Raw genomic sequence first — 15,833 nt, 5'->3', positions numbered from 1 at the left:
TGTGTTTCGGGGGCAACTTGCTTCAGGCATTAGAAACCCATAGGCACGTTTCAAGGCTTTTTTCCTAAAACAGCCCCCAAACCAAAACGCTTGGCAGCGCAGAAGACATTGCAGCAAAAGCAATTCTTGCGCGCGGAAGCGCCAACAACTATCCAATCCCAATCAGTATTCCATGTCCCGGCAGCCAAGGCTTTAAGCTGAGGGTACGGGCTTTTCTTCTGCTGCTTTTTGCCTCCCACAGGAGGTAGGCAGCTCTGGATTTATTCAAGAACATGTTACAGAAGATTATAGATTTTTCCATCAAGAACAAGCTCATTGTGGGGCTGTTCACGGTGGCCCTGGTGGCCTGGGGGGTGTACAACCTGCAGCGCCTGCCCATTGATGCCGTGCCAGACATCACCAACAACCAGGTACAAGTCATTACCGTGTCACCGTCTCTGGGCGCACAGGAAGTAGAACGGCTCATCTCCTTCCCCGTGGAACAAGCGGTGGCCAGCGTGCCGGGCGTCACGGAGATCAGGTCATTCTCCCGTTTCGGGCTTTCTCTGGTCACGGTGGTCTTTGACGAGGGCCGCGATATCTATTGGGCCCGCCAGCAGATCACGGAGAAGCTGCGGGAGGCTGGTGAACAGATCCCCGAGGGTATGGGCACTCCCACCCTAGCGCCTATCTCCAGTGGTCTGGGCGAGATTTACCAGTATGAGCTAAGACCGGCCCCGGGCTATGAAAGCAAGTACAACGCCACCGAGCTGCGTACCATCCAAGACTGGATTGTGCGGCGGCAGTTGCTGGGCACGCCCGGCGTGGCCGAGGTCAGCAGTTTTGGCGGCAAGCTGAAGCAGTACGAGGTGGCCATCAACCCAGAGAAGCTGCGCAGTTTTAACCTTACCATTGGTCAGATCTTCACCGCCCTGGAGCAGAACAACGCTAACGCGGGCGGCGCCTACATTGAGAAAGATCCCAACGCCTACTTCATCCGCACCGAGGGCCTGGTGAAAACCCCCGAAGACATTGGCCGCATTGTGGTCACCAACACCGCCAGCGGCACCCCGGTGCTTATCAGAGACGTGGCCGAGGTACGCGAGGGTTCGGCCATTAGGTACGGTGCTATGGTGAACGAGAAAGGCGAGGTGGCCGGCGGCATTGTCATGATGCTCAAGGGTGAGAATTCGTCAGAGGTGATCAAGCGGGTGAAAGATAAAATTGCGGAGATCAGGAAAACCCTGCCGCCGGGCGTAGAGCTGGAACCCTTCCTGGACCGCACCAAACTGGTAGACCGCGCCATCAACACCGTGCAGAAAAACCTGGCCGAGGGCGCTTTGATCGTGGTCTTCGTGCTGGTGCTGTTGCTGGGCAATTGGCGGGCGGGCTTGGTGGTGGCCTCGGTGATTCCGCTGGCCATGCTGTTCGCCATCTCGCTCATGAACGTGTTTGGGGTGTCTGGCAACCTGATGAGTTTGGGGGCGCTGGACTTCGGGCTGATTGTAGACGGGGCCGTGATCATTGTGGAAAGCGTCATCCACCGCATCCACGTCAGCAACTATTCGGCGCTGGGCATCCAGAAGCTCTCGCGCCAAGAGATGGACGAGGAGGTAAAAAGCTCAGCGGGCAAGATGATGGGCTTCGCCTCGTTTGGGCAGATCATCATCCTGATTGTGTACCTGCCCATTCTGGCACTGGTGGGCATTGAGGGCAAGATGTTCAAACCCATGGCCCAAACCGTTTCGTTCGCCATTTTGGGTGCTTTTTTGCTCTCGCTGACGTACGTGCCCATGATGGCCTCGCTGGTGCTGAGCCGCAAGACCGTGCACAAAGAGAACATCTCTGACCGCATCATGAATGCCATCAACCGGGCCTACCAGCCCTTGCTCTCCGCGGCGCTCAAGGCCAAAGGGCTGGTACTGGGCGTGTCCCTGACTCTTTTCGTGGTCTCGGTGTTTCTTTTCACGCGCATGGGCGGCGAGTTCATCCCATCGCTGGACGAGGGGGATTTTGCCATAGAAACCCGCCTGCTCACCGGCAGCTCGCTCAATGAGACCATCAAGGTCGTGCAGAAAGCGTCACAGGTGCTCAAGGAAAAATTTCCCGAGGTGGAGAAAGTGGTCACCAAGATCGGCTCCGCCGAAGTACCCACCGAGCCCAACCCCGTGGAACTGGGCGACATGATTGTGGTGCTCAAGGAGCGCGACGAGTGGACGAGTGCCAGCACCCGCGTAGAACTAGCCGAGAAAATGTCGGCCGTGCTGAAAGCACATCTTCCGCAGGCCTCTTTTGGGGTGCAGCAGCCCATTCAGATGCGCTTCAACGAACTCATGACCGGTGCGCGGCAAGACGTGGTGCTCAAGATCTACGGCGATGATGTAGACCAACTGGCCAAATACGCCCAGAAAATAGGCAAGCTGGTACAACCCATTGAAGGCGCCCAAGACCTGTACATTGAGGAGATGAGCGGCCTGCCGCAGGTGGTGGTGGCCTATGACCGGGAACAGATAGCCCGCTACGGCCTCACCATTCAGGACGTGAACCGCACCGTGACGGCGGCCTTCGCCGGCGAAGTGGCCGGCCAGGTCTATGAGGGCGAGAAACGCTTTGACCTGGTGGTGCGCCTGAACCAGCAGAACCGCCAGGACATCTCAGATGTGCAGCGCCTGTACGTGAGCAACGCGGCCGGCCTGCAGATTCCGCTGGAGCACATTGCTAAGGTGGAGATGAAAGACAGCCCCAACCAGATCCAGCGCGACGGCACCCGCCGCCGCATCACCATTGGGTTCAACGTGCGTAACCGGGACGTGCAAAGCATTGTCACGGAGATCCAGCAGAAGATAGACGCCCAGATCAAGCTGCCGCCCGGCTACACCATCACCTACGGCGGCGAGTTCCAGAACCTGCTGGAGGCCAAGGAACGGCTCTCGGTGGCAGTCCCGCTGGCCTTGGCGCTCATCTTCGTGCTCCTGTTCTTCGCCTTTAAATCAGTAAAGCAATCCATTCTGGTGTTCACGGCCATTCCGCTCTCCGCCATTGGCGGCGTGCTGGCCCTGCTCCTGCGCGACATGCCGTTCAGCATCTCGGCGGGCGTGGGCTTCATTGCGCTCTTCGGGGTGGCGGTGCTCAACGGAATTGTGATGATAGGCTATTTCAACCAACTAAAAGCCGGTGGCATGACCAACCTGGAACAAATCATACGGGAGGGAACGGCCGCGCGCCTACGCCCTATTATCATGACGGCCACGGTGGCCTCGCTGGGCTTCCTGCCCATGGCCCTCTCCAATTCGGCCGGGGCCGAAGTACAGAAACCCCTGGCCACGGTGGTGATCGGTGGGCTGATCTCCGCCACGCTGCTCACGCTGGTGGTGCTGCCCATTTTGTACTACTTTTCAGAAAAGGGCTTCAAAACGGGCAAGGCGGCGCTGTTGTGGCTATTGCCGCTGGGCTTCCTGCTGCCGCAGGAAGCCCGGGCGCAGGCCCCTGCTGTTCCGCAGCCCATGACTTTGACGCAAGTGCTAGACCTGGCCCGGCAAAACAACCAACAGCTCAAAAGCGCCGCCCTAGAAGTGGAGGTGCGCGGAGCCCTGCAGAAAACCGCCGTGGATCTGCCCAAGACTGAAATCCTCTACGAGCACGGCCAACTCAACAGCCCCGTCACCGACAACCGTCTGGGCGTGAGCCAGACCATTCCGTTCCCCACGGTCTGGAAGGCGCAGGGCCAGCTCTTGCAGGAACAGAAGAACCTGAGCCAGGGGCAACTGAGCCTGCAGCAGCATGAACTGGTGTTCCAGGTAAAGCAGGCGTACGCGCAACTGGCGTATCTGCACCAGGCCCAAACGCTGTTGCAGCGGCAAGACAGCATCTTCCAGGTACTGGAGAAAGCCGCCGAGGTCAGGTTCAGAACCGGGGAGACGGGTCTGCTGGAAAAAACCACCGCCACCACCCAACGTCTGGAACTCTCTGACCGGCTTCGGCAGAACCAGGCGGCTTTGGCCGTGGCCCAGGCGCAATTGAACGCGCTGGTGCAGGCCCCGCAGCCATTGGCGATTCTTCCCCAACCCCTGCAACCCGACAGCTTGCCCGCCCAACTCCTGGCCCAGGAAAACCACCCGCTGTTGCAGGTGTACCAGCAGCAAATCACCGTGGCAGACCGGGAACGGCAGGTAGAGAAAAGCAAACTGGCCCCCGACCTCATGCTGGGCTACTTCAACCAGTCTTTGATTGGCACTTATGAACTCAACGGACGCACAGAAACGGCCGCAGACCGCAGTCAGCGGTTCCAGGGCGTGGAGGCCGGGCTGGCTATTCCGTTGTTCCGGGGGGCGCAGAACAGCCGCGTGAAAGCCGCCCAGCTAGAAATACAAGCCGCCCAGGCCACGCTTCAGAACCAGCAGCACCAGTTGCAGGCCCAATGGCAGGCAGCCCAGGAAAACCATGCGCGCCTGCGCCAGAGCCTGCGGTTCTACCAGCAACAGGTGCTGGCCAACGCCCGCCTGGCCCTCACCCAAGCCAACAAAGCTTACCGCAGCGGTGAAGTCAGTTACCTGAGTTACCTCCAGGCCGCCGACCAACAGCTGCGCACCCAGCAAAACTACCTCCAGCTCCTGCTGGACTATCAAGTAAACCTTTATCAACTCCAGTACTTAGGAGGCCAATAATCATGAAAGCATCTTTCTATACTTTATCCCTGGCAGCACTCCTCCTGGTTTCAGCGTGTTCTGAGAAAAAAGACCCTGAAACAGCGGCTGCCCCCACCACTACATCGGCCCCTGCCGAAGGCGTTCTCACGCTTACCCCGCAGCAGATGCAGAACGCTGGCATTGAGTTGGGCGGGGCATCCCAGCAGCAACTAGGCAGCACCCTCCAGCTTTCCGGCGAGATTGACGTGCCCCCCACCAGCATGGTGAGCGTGTCGGTGCCGTACGGGGGCTTCGTGAAGACCTTGAACCTGCTGCCGGGCCAGCACGTGAATAAAGGACAGGTGCTTGCCACCCTCCAACACCAGGACTACGTGCAACTGCAACAAGATTATTTAGACGCCCGGGCCCGCCTGCAACTGGCCAACCTGGAACTGCAACGCCAGCAGGAACTGACCCAGGAGAAAGTGGGTGCCCTCAAGAACCTGCAGCAGATCAGGACGGAGCGGGAAGTCTTGCTGAACAGCCTGGCCGCCCTCAAAGAGAAACTGCTCATGATCAACATCAACCCGGCGCGCTTGCAGAACGGCAAGATCAACCGCACTATCAGCGTGCTCTCGCCCATCAACGGGTTCGTGAAGAACACCATGGCTAACGTGGGCAAGATGGTGAATCCCTCAGACGTGCTTTTTGAGTTGGTGAACACTGATGACCTGCACCTGAAACTGAACGCCTTCGAGAAAGACGTGCCGTACCTGCAGAAGGGCCAGTCTCTTACCTATACCCTCGCCAATGATCCTACGCCCCGCACCGCTAAGATCCTGCTGGTAGGCCACAGCGTGGAAGGCGACAAAACCATTCCCGTCCACGCCCACCTGGCCCACGCCAATGAGCACGAACTCCTGCCCGGCATGTACGTCACGGCCACCATCCAAACCAAAGCCAGAACCGTGACTTCTCTACCGGAGAGCGCCCTGGTGCAGTTCGAAGGCGCTTCGTACATCTTTGTAGGCAACCCCAACCACCAGTTCAAGCGCATAGAGGTCACCACGGGCCTCAAGGGCAATGGCTTTGTGGAAGTAGCACTGCCCGCTGAGCTGCAAACCTCTACTCAGATAGCCGTGAAAGGAGCGCATAACTTGCTAGCCATGCAGGAGAACGCCGGGGAAGAGGAATAACGGCACATGCTCCTTGGTTTTGTGGTGATGGGAGCTAAGAGAAAGCGTTTAAGGCCTGTTTCTAAGAAAAGGGGCCTAAAAGGAAAACCTGTGAGGTTTTGAAAACCTCACAGGTTTTCAAAACCTCACAGGTTTAAATAAACCAACTGGCGCGAGACTAAAGTCTCGTGACAAAGGATGATGCGAGTCTCCAGACTCGCCGGGAACCACAGGTAAGATTGCTGAGTTGGAATGAGGTTGATTTATATCTGGGCCATAGAACTTGGCAATGCGTGGGTTCGCTGCGGTGCAGCGAGGGTAGTCTGGAGATCACCCCTTATCCGTAGGCACGAGTCTGGAGACTCGCGCCAGAGAAAGCGCCAATGAAAAAGAGGCCTGCCACGAAAGGCGGCACTTCTATAACCGACACTCCCTGTTTCAGGCTCCTTTTCACTGAAAGAGGCATAAAACAGGGAGTGTCGGTTATTACTTATCCAAGAGGTTTTACAAGCTCAGCTTCCGGAGTTTATCTGCTTTCCAGGCGGTGAAGGCGACAATGAGCAGCGTCATGGAGCCCCCAAACACCACCGAAGGTACTACGCCCATCAGCTTGGCGGCCAAGCCCGATTCAAAGGAGCCTATCTCGTTGCTGGAACCCACAAAGATGTTGTTCACACTGGAGACCCGGCCTTTCATGTGTTCCGGGGTGAGGGTATGAATCAGCGTAGACTGGATGATCACCGAGATACTGTCCAGCACGCCGCTTAACAGCAGCAAGCCAAAAGACAGCCAGAACAACTCTGACAAACCGAACCCAATGATACAAGCCCCGAAACCCGCCACGGCCCACAGCATTTTCTTACCGGCCTGGAACGTGATGGGCCGGTAGGCCATAAACAAGGCCATAGTCACGGAGCCAATAGCCGGCGCCGAGCGCAACAGACCCAGTCCCTGCGGCCCGGTCTCCAGAATATCAGAGGCAAACACAGGAAGCAGGATCACAGCGCCCCCGAAGAGTACCGCAAACATGTCCAGGGCCAGGGCGCTCAGGATGATCTGGTTCCCGAACACAAACCGAAGTCCCGTCTGCAAGCTTTCCTTGATCTTGAGTTTAGGGCCTTGACTGGGCGGCAAGGCCCGTCCGGCGATGAACCCATACAAGAGCAGCGCCAGCAACACCAGAAACGCATCTACGCCAAAGGCCGCCGTCACCCCGCCAAAGGCATACACCAGTCCGCCAATGGCCGGGCCTGCCACCGAGCCTGCCTGCCAGGTGGTACTGCTCCAGGTGATGGCGTTGGCGTACAGTTTCCGGTCGGGGAGCAGTTGGGGCATGAACGAGAAAACCGCTGGCCCCATGAAGCCGCGGGCAATCCCACTCAGGAAAATCACCGAGTAGATAGGGAGCGTACCAAAAGCATGCAGCACTTTCCCAAGGTCAAGGGTATAGAACAATAGGGCCAGCGAACAGAAAAGCAGCACGCTGAGCACCGTGATGATGATCCGCTTTCGGGGCACGATATCGGCCACGTGGCCGGCATACAGCGCCACTGTGATAGAAGGAATAGCCTCTACCAGCCCAATCAAGCCCAGCGAGAACGGGTCTTTGGTGATGTCATAGATCTGCCAGCCCACCACCACCGCCTGGATTTGCATGGCCAGCGTAATGCAAAACCTCGCCGACACGAAAAGCCTGAACTCAGGGATGCGCAGAACGGCATACGGGTCATGCTGCTCTTCAGGGAAAGGGGTAGATGCTGCCACAGGGTCAAGAAAATGAGGAAGCAAAGATATTGCATTTTTCTGCGTATCGCCTTTAAAACCGCATTCAAGCGAACGATTCTGAAATATAGATGTTGTCTATATACTTGCGCTGAGGAGAACAATCTGTGTCTTCTACTGCCGTTCTTTGCGCAATCTTTGTAAGTTTACTTTAAATAACCGCTTTGCTATGTCTCCATTGTTTTTAGACGCCATTGCACTTACTTACCGCCCTGACCTGGATGTGTTGTTTTTACGGTGGCCCCAACCTGTGTATGCCTTTACTACCCGTGAGGTTTACCAGCAGGTACTGGAACTAGCGCAGGATACCAAGGCCCGTTACTGGCTATTTGATGTCAGGAGCCGCGGCCCCCTTTCGGCGGAGGACGTCACCTGGCTCAGGGAGAGTTTTTTCCCAGCCTTGCATGGCCAGCTGCGGCAACTTACCCACGTGGCGTACTTGGTTTCTCCGGCCCACGCCAACGACCCGGAAACCAATGTCCAGGCGACTCAAATGCGGGCCCTGCCCTGGTATGGCCAGGGAGCAGATTTTGAAGGCTTCACCTCAGAAACTGACGCCCTGGGCTGGCTGGAGAAATGCCAGTTGGTGGAAATAGATAGTTAAAACGTTTCCATAGAATTGATACAAGAGGCCCGGCAAATAATTCTGCCGGGCCTCTTCTGTGTTTCAGCGGTATTGAAACAGGTTTCTGATTTTTTGGCCTTTATGACAAAAAGGCGATAATCTGCTTTAAGCAGGTCTTACCTGGTAGAGACAAGGCACTGCCTTGTCTCACGTTCGCAGATGGAAATGCCTTTCACTGGATGTAGCGTTCTGGTTGGTATCTTTCTCCATGGATTAGACGGCTCTTCCTTCCGCTTTTTATTTTTGAGGCGGTTCTAGTGCATGCCTTATGATATTCCCTTGGCATTTCCGCTGCTAGCGTTGATCCACGACCGGCTCTTTGCATAGGTGCCGCTAAGCGCTCACGGCCGCGAGGCCCCGCCTTCCGCCCTCGCGCTGTGCCCTCTACTCCGCCCGCTTCGCTCGCGCTCAGGGGTGGTCGAGTGCTAGGCGCTCAAGCGAAAGGCTGGAATAGGGTATGCGTGGGGGAATGGTAGCAGACCTCACAGGTTTTGAAAACCTGTGAGGTCTTGGCTTCCTATGGTGCAAGGTTTCCCTTCTATGGCGCGGATTTACTTCGGTAACTAAGGGATAAAGTTAAAGAAAGGGAAAAGGCAAGATAAGGGAAATTCCCTCTCCCTTTGGGAGAGGGCTAGGGTGAGGGGCAGCGGTGGTTCAAAGCAAAGGCTTCTCCAGTCAGGAACCAACTCCCCCTCATCCTAGCCTTCTCCCTGAGGGAGAAGGAACTGCGCGCTTCCGTTTTGCGCCTGATTTACAGAAGGGAGCCGGGAAACACATGACCGCATAGATAAGCCTTCCCCAACAAAACCACCCCCATGGTTCACATTTGCAACTTGGTCCTACTATGATGGGAAGTATATAACTTCCCTCGCTGCCTCATAGCGAAACCGGGACAACCAGTGTTGTAAAGCGGATATACTTTATAGCCGTATACAGCTTCAGAGGACACAGAATTAGCTACTGTGCAAGAAGAAGTTACTCACTTAGTTTGCAGGGAACTTCCCTTTAAAAGCAGGCAAAGGAGGAACCTAAAGTGATGAAGGTCATTTCATTCTTCAGGTGCCGTGCGTAACCTTGTGGCATAATCAGGAGAGACCACTCCAAGAGAAGCGATGGAAGAAACAAAATTTGATATACAGACCGAGGAAGATATTCGCCTGCTGGTAGATACTTTCTATGACAACGTGAACCAGGACGGGTTGCTGGGCCCGGTGTTCAATGAGGTGGCCAAGGTGAACTGGGAACACCACCTGCCCCGCATGTACGAATTCTGGAGCACAGTGCTTTTCGGGTCCACGGCATACAAAGGCCAACCTTTTCCCAAGCACCTGGCCTTACCCATTGAGCGGGCGCACTTCACCCGCTGGATAGCCTTGTTTACCCAAACCGTGGATGACTTATTTGCCGGCACCATGGCGGAACAGGCAAAACAAAAAGCTGCCAGCATCGCCAATATTTTTCAAATGAAGATGGGACTTTGGGCTGTCCCTTTGGCAAAGCCTTAACCCAATTTAAGCCTATTTTATTGAAATTCTTCCTAAAACGGAAAGGCAAAGAAGCTGCCCGTATGGATTGGCAAAAAGGCATAAAAAGAGAAGCGGGAGTGGTGGTGCCACGCCCGCTTCTCTTTTTATGCCTTATATTTTATAAGAAGATGGTAAACTACGCGAGGTTCTGGTATCGGTAACGTACCATTTAGAAATAAAAAATAAAAAGAGGTGGGCGGTTTTGCATTCCAACAACACCACTACGTCACCCGCCGCACCTCTTTATTTCCAATAAGACCTAGTTCTTTAGCTCTTCGCCTGTGAATGCCTTTAGTAAACAGAAGCTCGTCATTCCTGTTTCCTTTTATCTAAAAAGCTTACAATCTCTATTTTCCTTTTCGATCAGACTTCTTTGTTTCTGTCGTCTCCTATCTTCTGCGCCAGGATAAACTTGCGTGGCAGACACTGGTTTATACGCCCTGCCTTGCCTTAAAGATGCGTTATAAATTATACTTTTCAAGGAACCTACCTGCACCCCTCCACAAACCTGGCAAGGCAACCGCTTTTTGTGCCTGCCCGTTTTCAATCATCTGGCCCGGAAATCCCGTATTACAGCAACAGATAAAAGTACAGCCATGAAAAGAATCCTCCTCTACTCGTTCTCATTGCTCTTGCTGAGTGTGGCCCTGAGCTGCGTTCCGCATTTTTCCCTCGCGCAGCAGACCTCAGACTCCCTCATCACCCGGGCCACCATCAAAGACAACACCATCTTCTGGCAGCAGGGAAAACTGGTACAGCACAGAGGCGGGAAATTATACGAACTGCAGGAGCCCGTCCAGTACAAGAACGGCACCGTTGTTTCGCCTAATGGACAGGTGCGCCTACCAGACGGCAAGAACTACACCCTCAAGCAGAAGAATGCCGTCAATCCGCAGGGGCGGGTAGTCTTGGTAGCCGATGACATTTTCACCCATACCACCATCATAGAGCACGAAAAGAAAGTAGTAGGCGACACCGAAATCAAGATCACGACCATCAACGGACAGGTGGTTTCGGCGGGCAACAACCAGCAGCAGATCACTTATACTACCGCGCAAATGAAGCGGCTGCAGCTATTGGAGCAAATAGTGCACCTGCTGGAGCAGCGCAATGCCCTGCTAGAGGCCAACCTCACCCCGGCGGAGCGCAAGGGCATTGAGGCCTACTACAACGGCCTCAACAAGCAGTTGGCCTCTGTGAACCAGCAGTTAGAGGCGCTCTCGCCTCCGGTTAAATAACCTCCTAAACCACTAGGTTTTGAATCCACCGCTACCGCCCGCCCTGTCAGCCATCAAGATAAAGCGCCCGTGGGGGAGCCTGCGCGACACCTTGCTTATCTGTTTCGGGATTTGCTCTGCGGGCGTGGGCCTCAAAGGGTTCCTGATCCCCAACCATTTTATTGATGGGGGCGTGACCGGCCTTTCCATGCTGCTCTCCAAGAGCACGGGGGTGCCGCTGCCTCTTTTGATCCTATTGATCAATGCGCCTTTCCTTTTTGCGGGCTACCAACTGGTGGCGCGCTCCTTCGCCTTCAAAAGCCTGGCGGCGGTGATAGGCCTGGCCTTGCTGTTGCTCACCGTAGACTTCCCCAGCATTACAGATGACAAGCTGTTGACGGCGGTGTTTGGGGGCTTCTTCCTGGGCGCGGGCATTGGGCTATCCATCAGGGGCGGCTGCGTGCTGGATGGTACTGAGATCCTGGCCTTGCTCCTCAGCAAGCGCACTACCCTCACCATTGGAGACGTGATCCTGATCATCAACCTGGTGCTGTTCTTGGGCGCCGCCTTCTTGTTAGGGGCAGAACCGGCCATGTACTCGGTGCTCACCTACCTGACCGCCTCCAAAACCATTGACTTCATCATCAACGGTATTGAAGAGTACACGGGCGTGACCATTGTCTCGGTACACAGCAACACCATGCGGCAGGCCATCTTAACCCAGCTGGGGCGGGCCGTAACCATTTACAAAGGCCAGCGGGGTTTTTCAGGCGAAGAGGTGGATATCCTTTACTGCGTGGTCACGCGCCTGGAGGTACAACGGCTCAAGATGCTCATCACCGACCTGGACCCCGGCGCGTTCATCATCATGCACAGCATCAATGACACGTCTGGGGGCATGATCAAGAAACGGCCTCTTTCCCATTAGGGAGGTTTGGGGGCACCCACTCTTCCTTTTCGGTTTATTTTCAAAAAACGCCGCTCTTTCGCCCGCTGGGCGATGCCTTCTTCTTTACCGCTGCCCATCAGGGGGTTAGGAGGCCGATTTTCAACTTTTCAGAAAATTTTTCTTTTTTCCTGCCACAAAACCAGCCAAAACCTTTTCCTTTGTCCTCTGGAACCACCCGGTTTCAGGGGCTTGCCTGCTGTACTGGTGTGATATTTGAGGAACTTTTATTTTTCAGGTTCAGGGGCTTTCTGCGTAGATTCTGCAGATAGGGCCAAAACCAAAAAAAATATTTTTCAGATATTTTTCACCCGTTGCATTTGGACCTCTTATTTTCTATATTTGGTAATCCTAAAAAACCCATCTTAATCACCTAACCTCACAATATGGCATAAACCTCTACGTTACTTTAATTGTAGATTTAGATGAATACAGTACAGCTAAATGATTCGGCGTTAGTCACGTCGTATATCGCTGGTAACGAGAGCGCATTTGAGGAACTGGTAAACCGCCATAAAAGCAAGGTTTATACCACTATTCTGCTTATAGTAAAAGATACCTACACCGCTGAAGACCTGTTGCAGGAGACGTTTGTGAAGGCTATCCATACCATGAAGAGCGGTCGTTACAACGAAGAAGGCAAATTTTCATCCTGGATCTGCCGTATCGCCCATAATTTGGCTATTGATTACTTCCGCCGGGAGAAACGGAGCCCAATGATTACGTTGGAAGACGGCAGCAATGTGTTTAACACCTTGAGCTTCTCTGAAGAATCAGTGGAATCCATCCGGATCAAAGAGGAAACCCATGCCCGCCTGCGAGACCTGATCCAGCAGTTGCCGGCCGCGCAGAAAGAGGTGCTCATCATGCGCCACTACGCTGACATGAGTTTCCAGGAGATCGCAGAGGCTACCGGTGTGAGCATCAACACGGCTTTGGGCAGAATGAGATACGCGTTAATTAACCTGCGTAAAAAAATGTCCAATGATAAAACAGCCTATGACCAAAACCTTTACTCAACATGATCTAGTACAGTATCTTTACAACGAACTGCCTAAAAAGCAACGCCTAGCCCTGGAAGAAGCCTTGATGGTAGACCAGGAACTGGCCGAATGCTGTGCTGATTTGCTCCTCACCCAGCTAAGCTTGGAGGAAGCGCTCACCCAACCAAGCGAGCGGGTAACCAATGCCATCATTAGTTACTCCAAAAGTTTAAGTTTACAGTAGTCTTTTATTAGACCTTACCAGAAAGCGCCAGTCATGCACATGATTGGCGCTTTCTGTTTCTGCATCGTTCCGGCAGGCCCGCAGGCACCCGTTAAAGCTCTCCTAGAAACCCAGTAGACTTCCTCTTACCAAAGCCGTACCTTTACCGGCAGAAAGAATGAACACACTATGCGCAAACCAGAGCGGTACCGCCATTTAATCTCTTATTTCACCCAGAATTTCCCTGAGGCCGAGACGGAACTTGATTACCGCAACCCGTATGAGCTGTTGGTAGCGGTGGTCTTGAGTGCCCAGTGCACCGACAAACGGGTGAACCTGGTCACCCCTGGCTTGTTTGAGGTGTACCCTACCCCGGAGGTTTTAGCCACTGCCACGCCTGAGGAGATTTTCCCTTATATCAAAAGCATCTCTTACCCCAACAACAAAGCCAAGCACCTGGCAGGCCTGGGCCGCATGCTGGCTGACCGGTTTGCCGGTGAGGTGCCCTCTTCCATAGAAGAATTGCAGCTGTTGCCCGGTGTGGGCCGCAAGACCGCCAACGTGATTGCCTCGGTAATCTTCAACATGCCCGCCATGGCTGTGGATACGCACGTGTTCAGGGTCTCTAAACGGTTGGGTTTGGTAAGTTCCAAGGCCAGAACCCCGCTGGAGGTGGAAAAAGAGTTGCTTCAGCACATTCCCGTAGACCTGGTGCCCAAGGCACACCACTGGCTTATTCTGCACGGCCGCTACATCTGTCTGGCCCGCACGCCCCAGTGCGAGCGTTGCCCGCTCACCCACTTCTGCGCCTACTACCAGAAGAACTGGCCCAACAAGCCAGATGACCCGCAGAACAAGTTGGGGTAAGGTTACTGTTTTCAGGCTGTTTTGGTGAAAAGGAAGCTTTAACTCTTGGGTAAAAGCTGAGAGCAAAGCTGTATTCCTCGTGGCAAGGGAGGCGGAGAGGCAAATCTATAAAATATTATATATCCTATATAAAATTCTTACATTCTAACGTTAGCCAGGAGCAAACACTTGTAAACCCTTTACAAGTTTATGAACGCTTCCTTCCCCTGCTTTCCATGAAAAAGCTTCTGCTCTTTTTGTTATGCTTTTCCACCCTCACCGTCTTTGCCCAACCCACCTTCACTGAAAACCAGAAGCTGGAGAGCCTTGCCAAGGTCTGGGGGTTTCTGAAGTATTACCATCCAGAAGTGGCCAAAGGCAAACGCGACTGGGATGCGGAGCTGATGGCCAAAATCCTAGCAGTCAAGCAAGCCCGAACCCGGCAAGAACTAAGTCACCTTTATGCCGGCTGGCTAACCTCACTGGGGAAAGTAAAAAGATGCGGCAGCTGTGACAACAACCTCCCTGACAGCCTCCTGCGGAATATTACATTTGAGTGGATACATGACTCAACCACGTTCACCCCAACCTTTTCTCAGCAATTAGATTACATCAGGCAGAACCGTGCGCAGGGCAGAAATTATTATGTCCAGCGCCGTTACAAGTTTTTTAAAACCCAGGCCTATTTCCCCAACGAGAAGCTGTATGAAGATTTACCAGATCTGCCTGCAGAGGAATACCGTTTGGTGGCTCTGTTTCGGTACTGGAACATCATCAACTATTTTTTCCCTTACAAATATGCCATAGGTGAGAGTTGGGACCATGTACTGGCAGATATGATCCCCAAGTTCAGGGACGCGGCAAAGCCGGTAGACTACCAAATGGCCCTGCTGGAACTGAGTAACCGGATCCATGATGGGCATAATTTCTTCGGCACCAAATACACGTATCAGTATTTTGGGTACTACCATGTGCCCTTCCAGTTTAAGATTGTGGAGGGGAAAGCGCTGGTGACAGGCTTCTACCATGAGAGGTTTGCGAAATCTGATGGCGTTCAACTAGGAGACGTGATCACCAAGATTGAAGGCAAACCCATAGAAGAGGTTTTAAAGCCTAACCTCAAATACATCTCTGGTTCTAACTACTCCTATAAATTAAGCCGTGTCCACGCCGTGCTGTTTACTGGCCACACCCCTTCCCTGCAGGTTACTTTTGAGAAAGATGGCACTGAACAAACCAAAGAAATACAAAGGCACCAATTTGCCAGGTTCGGGTACAAACCAGATAGTGTAACGGCAAAAGGAAAACCCTGGCGAATGCTCAATGCAGAGGTGGGATACCTTCATATGGGCAATCTGGTGGCCAAGGATGTGAGCACTGCCATGAAAGAAGTTCTGCACTCAAAGGGCCTTGTGGTGGACCTCCGGGAATACCCCACGCCCATCACCCATGCGGTAGCAGCCTACCTTAAACCAGAGCGGTCGCATTACGCGCTCATGACGTATCCAGACCTTTCTTACCCGGGCGTTTTCAGGCCCAACTACCCCTGGAAATCTGGCAGCAAGAACAACAAAAATCACTACCAGGGGAAAGTGGTAGTACTGGTGAACGAGGGCACCATGAGCGCCGGGGAATTCTCAGCCATGAACCTACAGACTGCCCCAAATGTCACCATCATGGGTAGCCAAACGGCCGGTGCAGACGGCAATATTGTGTATATTCCTTTTCCGGGAGGCTATAAAGCCAGCATGTCAGGATTAGGTGTGTATTACCCAGATGGGCGAGAAACGCAGCGCATCGGAATTGTGCCAGACATAGAGGTAAAGCCCACCATTGCCGGTATGCAGAGAGGGGAAGATGAAGTCCTCCAGAGAGCCATCCAATTCATCACCTCCGGTAAGTAGGT

11 protein-coding genes are annotated in these 15,833 nt (G+C 53.9%); 10 read left to right on the top strand and 1 reads right to left on the bottom strand.

Annotation, left to right across the window (positions count from 1 at the left end):
* The first annotated feature begins 272 nt into the window (after positions 1–272).
* Entirely contained in the window at positions 273–4,643 is a 4,371-nt protein-coding gene (locus FOE74_RS18920; RefSeq protein ID WP_149100193.1) for a CusA/CzcA family heavy metal efflux RND transporter, read from the top strand.
* Between the two features lie 2 nt (positions 4,644–4,645).
* Positions 4,646–5,800 (top strand): efflux RND transporter periplasmic adaptor subunit, encoded by a 1,155-nt coding sequence (locus tag FOE74_RS18915; protein WP_149100192.1) that lies wholly within the window; start codon positions 4,646–4,648, stop codon positions 5,798–5,800.
* A 483-nt stretch (positions 5,801–6,283) separates the two neighbouring features.
* Here FOE74_RS18915 and FOE74_RS18910 read toward each other — a convergent pair whose 3' ends face one another.
* Positions 6,284–7,543, bottom strand: coding sequence for an MFS transporter (locus tag FOE74_RS18910; RefSeq protein ID WP_149100191.1), 1,260 nt, complete (start codon positions 7,541–7,543; stop codon positions 6,284–6,286).
* A 187-nt stretch (positions 7,544–7,730) separates the two neighbouring features.
* Between FOE74_RS18910 and FOE74_RS18905 the strand changes: the two genes are divergently transcribed.
* From FOE74_RS18905 to FOE74_RS18870, 8 genes are all read left to right on the top strand, one after another.
* Positions 7,731–8,165 carry a hypothetical protein gene (locus tag FOE74_RS18905; protein WP_149100190.1) on the top strand — a complete coding sequence of 145 codons (435 nt, stop codon included), beginning with the start codon at positions 7,731–7,733 and terminating at the stop codon, positions 8,163–8,165.
* Positions 8,166–9,298: 1,133 nt separating this feature from the next.
* Entirely contained in the window at positions 9,299–9,691 is a 393-nt protein-coding gene (locus tag FOE74_RS18900) for a group III truncated hemoglobin (RefSeq protein WP_149100189.1), read from the top strand.
* Positions 9,692–10,308: 617 nt separating this feature from the next.
* Positions 10,309–10,950 (top strand): DUF6799 domain-containing protein, encoded by a 642-nt coding sequence (locus FOE74_RS18895; RefSeq protein ID WP_149100188.1) that lies wholly within the window; start codon positions 10,309–10,311, stop codon positions 10,948–10,950.
* Between the two features lie 19 nt (positions 10,951–10,969).
* Entirely contained in the window at positions 10,970–11,857 is an 888-nt protein-coding gene (locus FOE74_RS18890; protein ID WP_225840891.1) for a YitT family protein, read from the top strand.
* Between the two features lie 443 nt (positions 11,858–12,300).
* Positions 12,301–12,900, top strand: a complete 600-nt coding sequence (locus tag FOE74_RS18885; RefSeq protein ID WP_149100187.1) for an RNA polymerase sigma factor — start codon at positions 12,301–12,303, stop codon at positions 12,898–12,900.
* Entirely contained in the window at positions 12,875–13,102 is a 228-nt protein-coding gene (locus FOE74_RS18880) for an anti-sigma factor (RefSeq protein WP_149100186.1), read from the top strand. Before FOE74_RS18885 ends, FOE74_RS18880 begins: the two co-directional genes overlap by 26 nt.
* Before the next feature lie 168 nt (positions 13,103–13,270).
* A complete protein-coding gene (gene nth, locus FOE74_RS18875) occupies positions 13,271–13,948 on the top strand; it encodes an endonuclease III (RefSeq protein WP_149100185.1) in 678 nt (225 codons plus the stop codon).
* A 215-nt stretch (positions 13,949–14,163) separates the two neighbouring features.
* Positions 14,164–15,831: a S41 family peptidase gene (locus FOE74_RS18870; RefSeq protein WP_149100184.1), complete on the top strand. Its 1,668-nt coding sequence runs from the start codon at positions 14,164–14,166 to the stop codon at positions 15,829–15,831.
* Positions 15,832–15,833 lie beyond the last annotated feature (2 nt).

This window comes from Rufibacter glacialis, from assembly GCF_008271745.1.
GTDB classification, from domain to species: Bacteria; Bacteroidota; Bacteroidia; order Cytophagales; family Hymenobacteraceae; genus Nibribacter; species Nibribacter glacialis.
The sequence above is the reverse complement of the archived record's forward strand: the minus strand, read 5'-3'. Positions and strand labels throughout refer to the sequence as shown.

Coding starts and splice junctions, on each gene's coding strand:
- FOE74_RS18920 (WP_149100193.1), top strand. CDS start 273: ATGTTACAGAAGATTATAGATTTTTCCATCAAGAACAAGCTCATTGTG.
- nth (WP_149100185.1), top strand. CDS start 13,271: ATGCGCAAACCAGAGCGGTACCGCCATTTAATCTCTTATTTCACCCAG.
- FOE74_RS18880 (WP_149100186.1), top strand. CDS start 12,875: ATGACCAAAACCTTTACTCAACATGATCTAGTACAGTATCTTTACAAC.
- FOE74_RS18900 (WP_149100189.1), top strand. CDS start 9,299: ATGGAAGAAACAAAATTTGATATACAGACCGAGGAAGATATTCGCCTG.
- FOE74_RS18895 (WP_149100188.1), top strand. CDS start 10,309: ATGAAAAGAATCCTCCTCTACTCGTTCTCATTGCTCTTGCTGAGTGTG.
- FOE74_RS18885 (WP_149100187.1), top strand. CDS start 12,301: ATGAATACAGTACAGCTAAATGATTCGGCGTTAGTCACGTCGTATATC.
- FOE74_RS18870 (WP_149100184.1), top strand. CDS start 14,164: ATGAAAAAGCTTCTGCTCTTTTTGTTATGCTTTTCCACCCTCACCGTC.
- FOE74_RS18915 (WP_149100192.1), top strand. CDS start 4,646: ATGAAAGCATCTTTCTATACTTTATCCCTGGCAGCACTCCTCCTGGTT.
- FOE74_RS18905 (WP_149100190.1), top strand. CDS start 7,731: ATGTCTCCATTGTTTTTAGACGCCATTGCACTTACTTACCGCCCTGAC.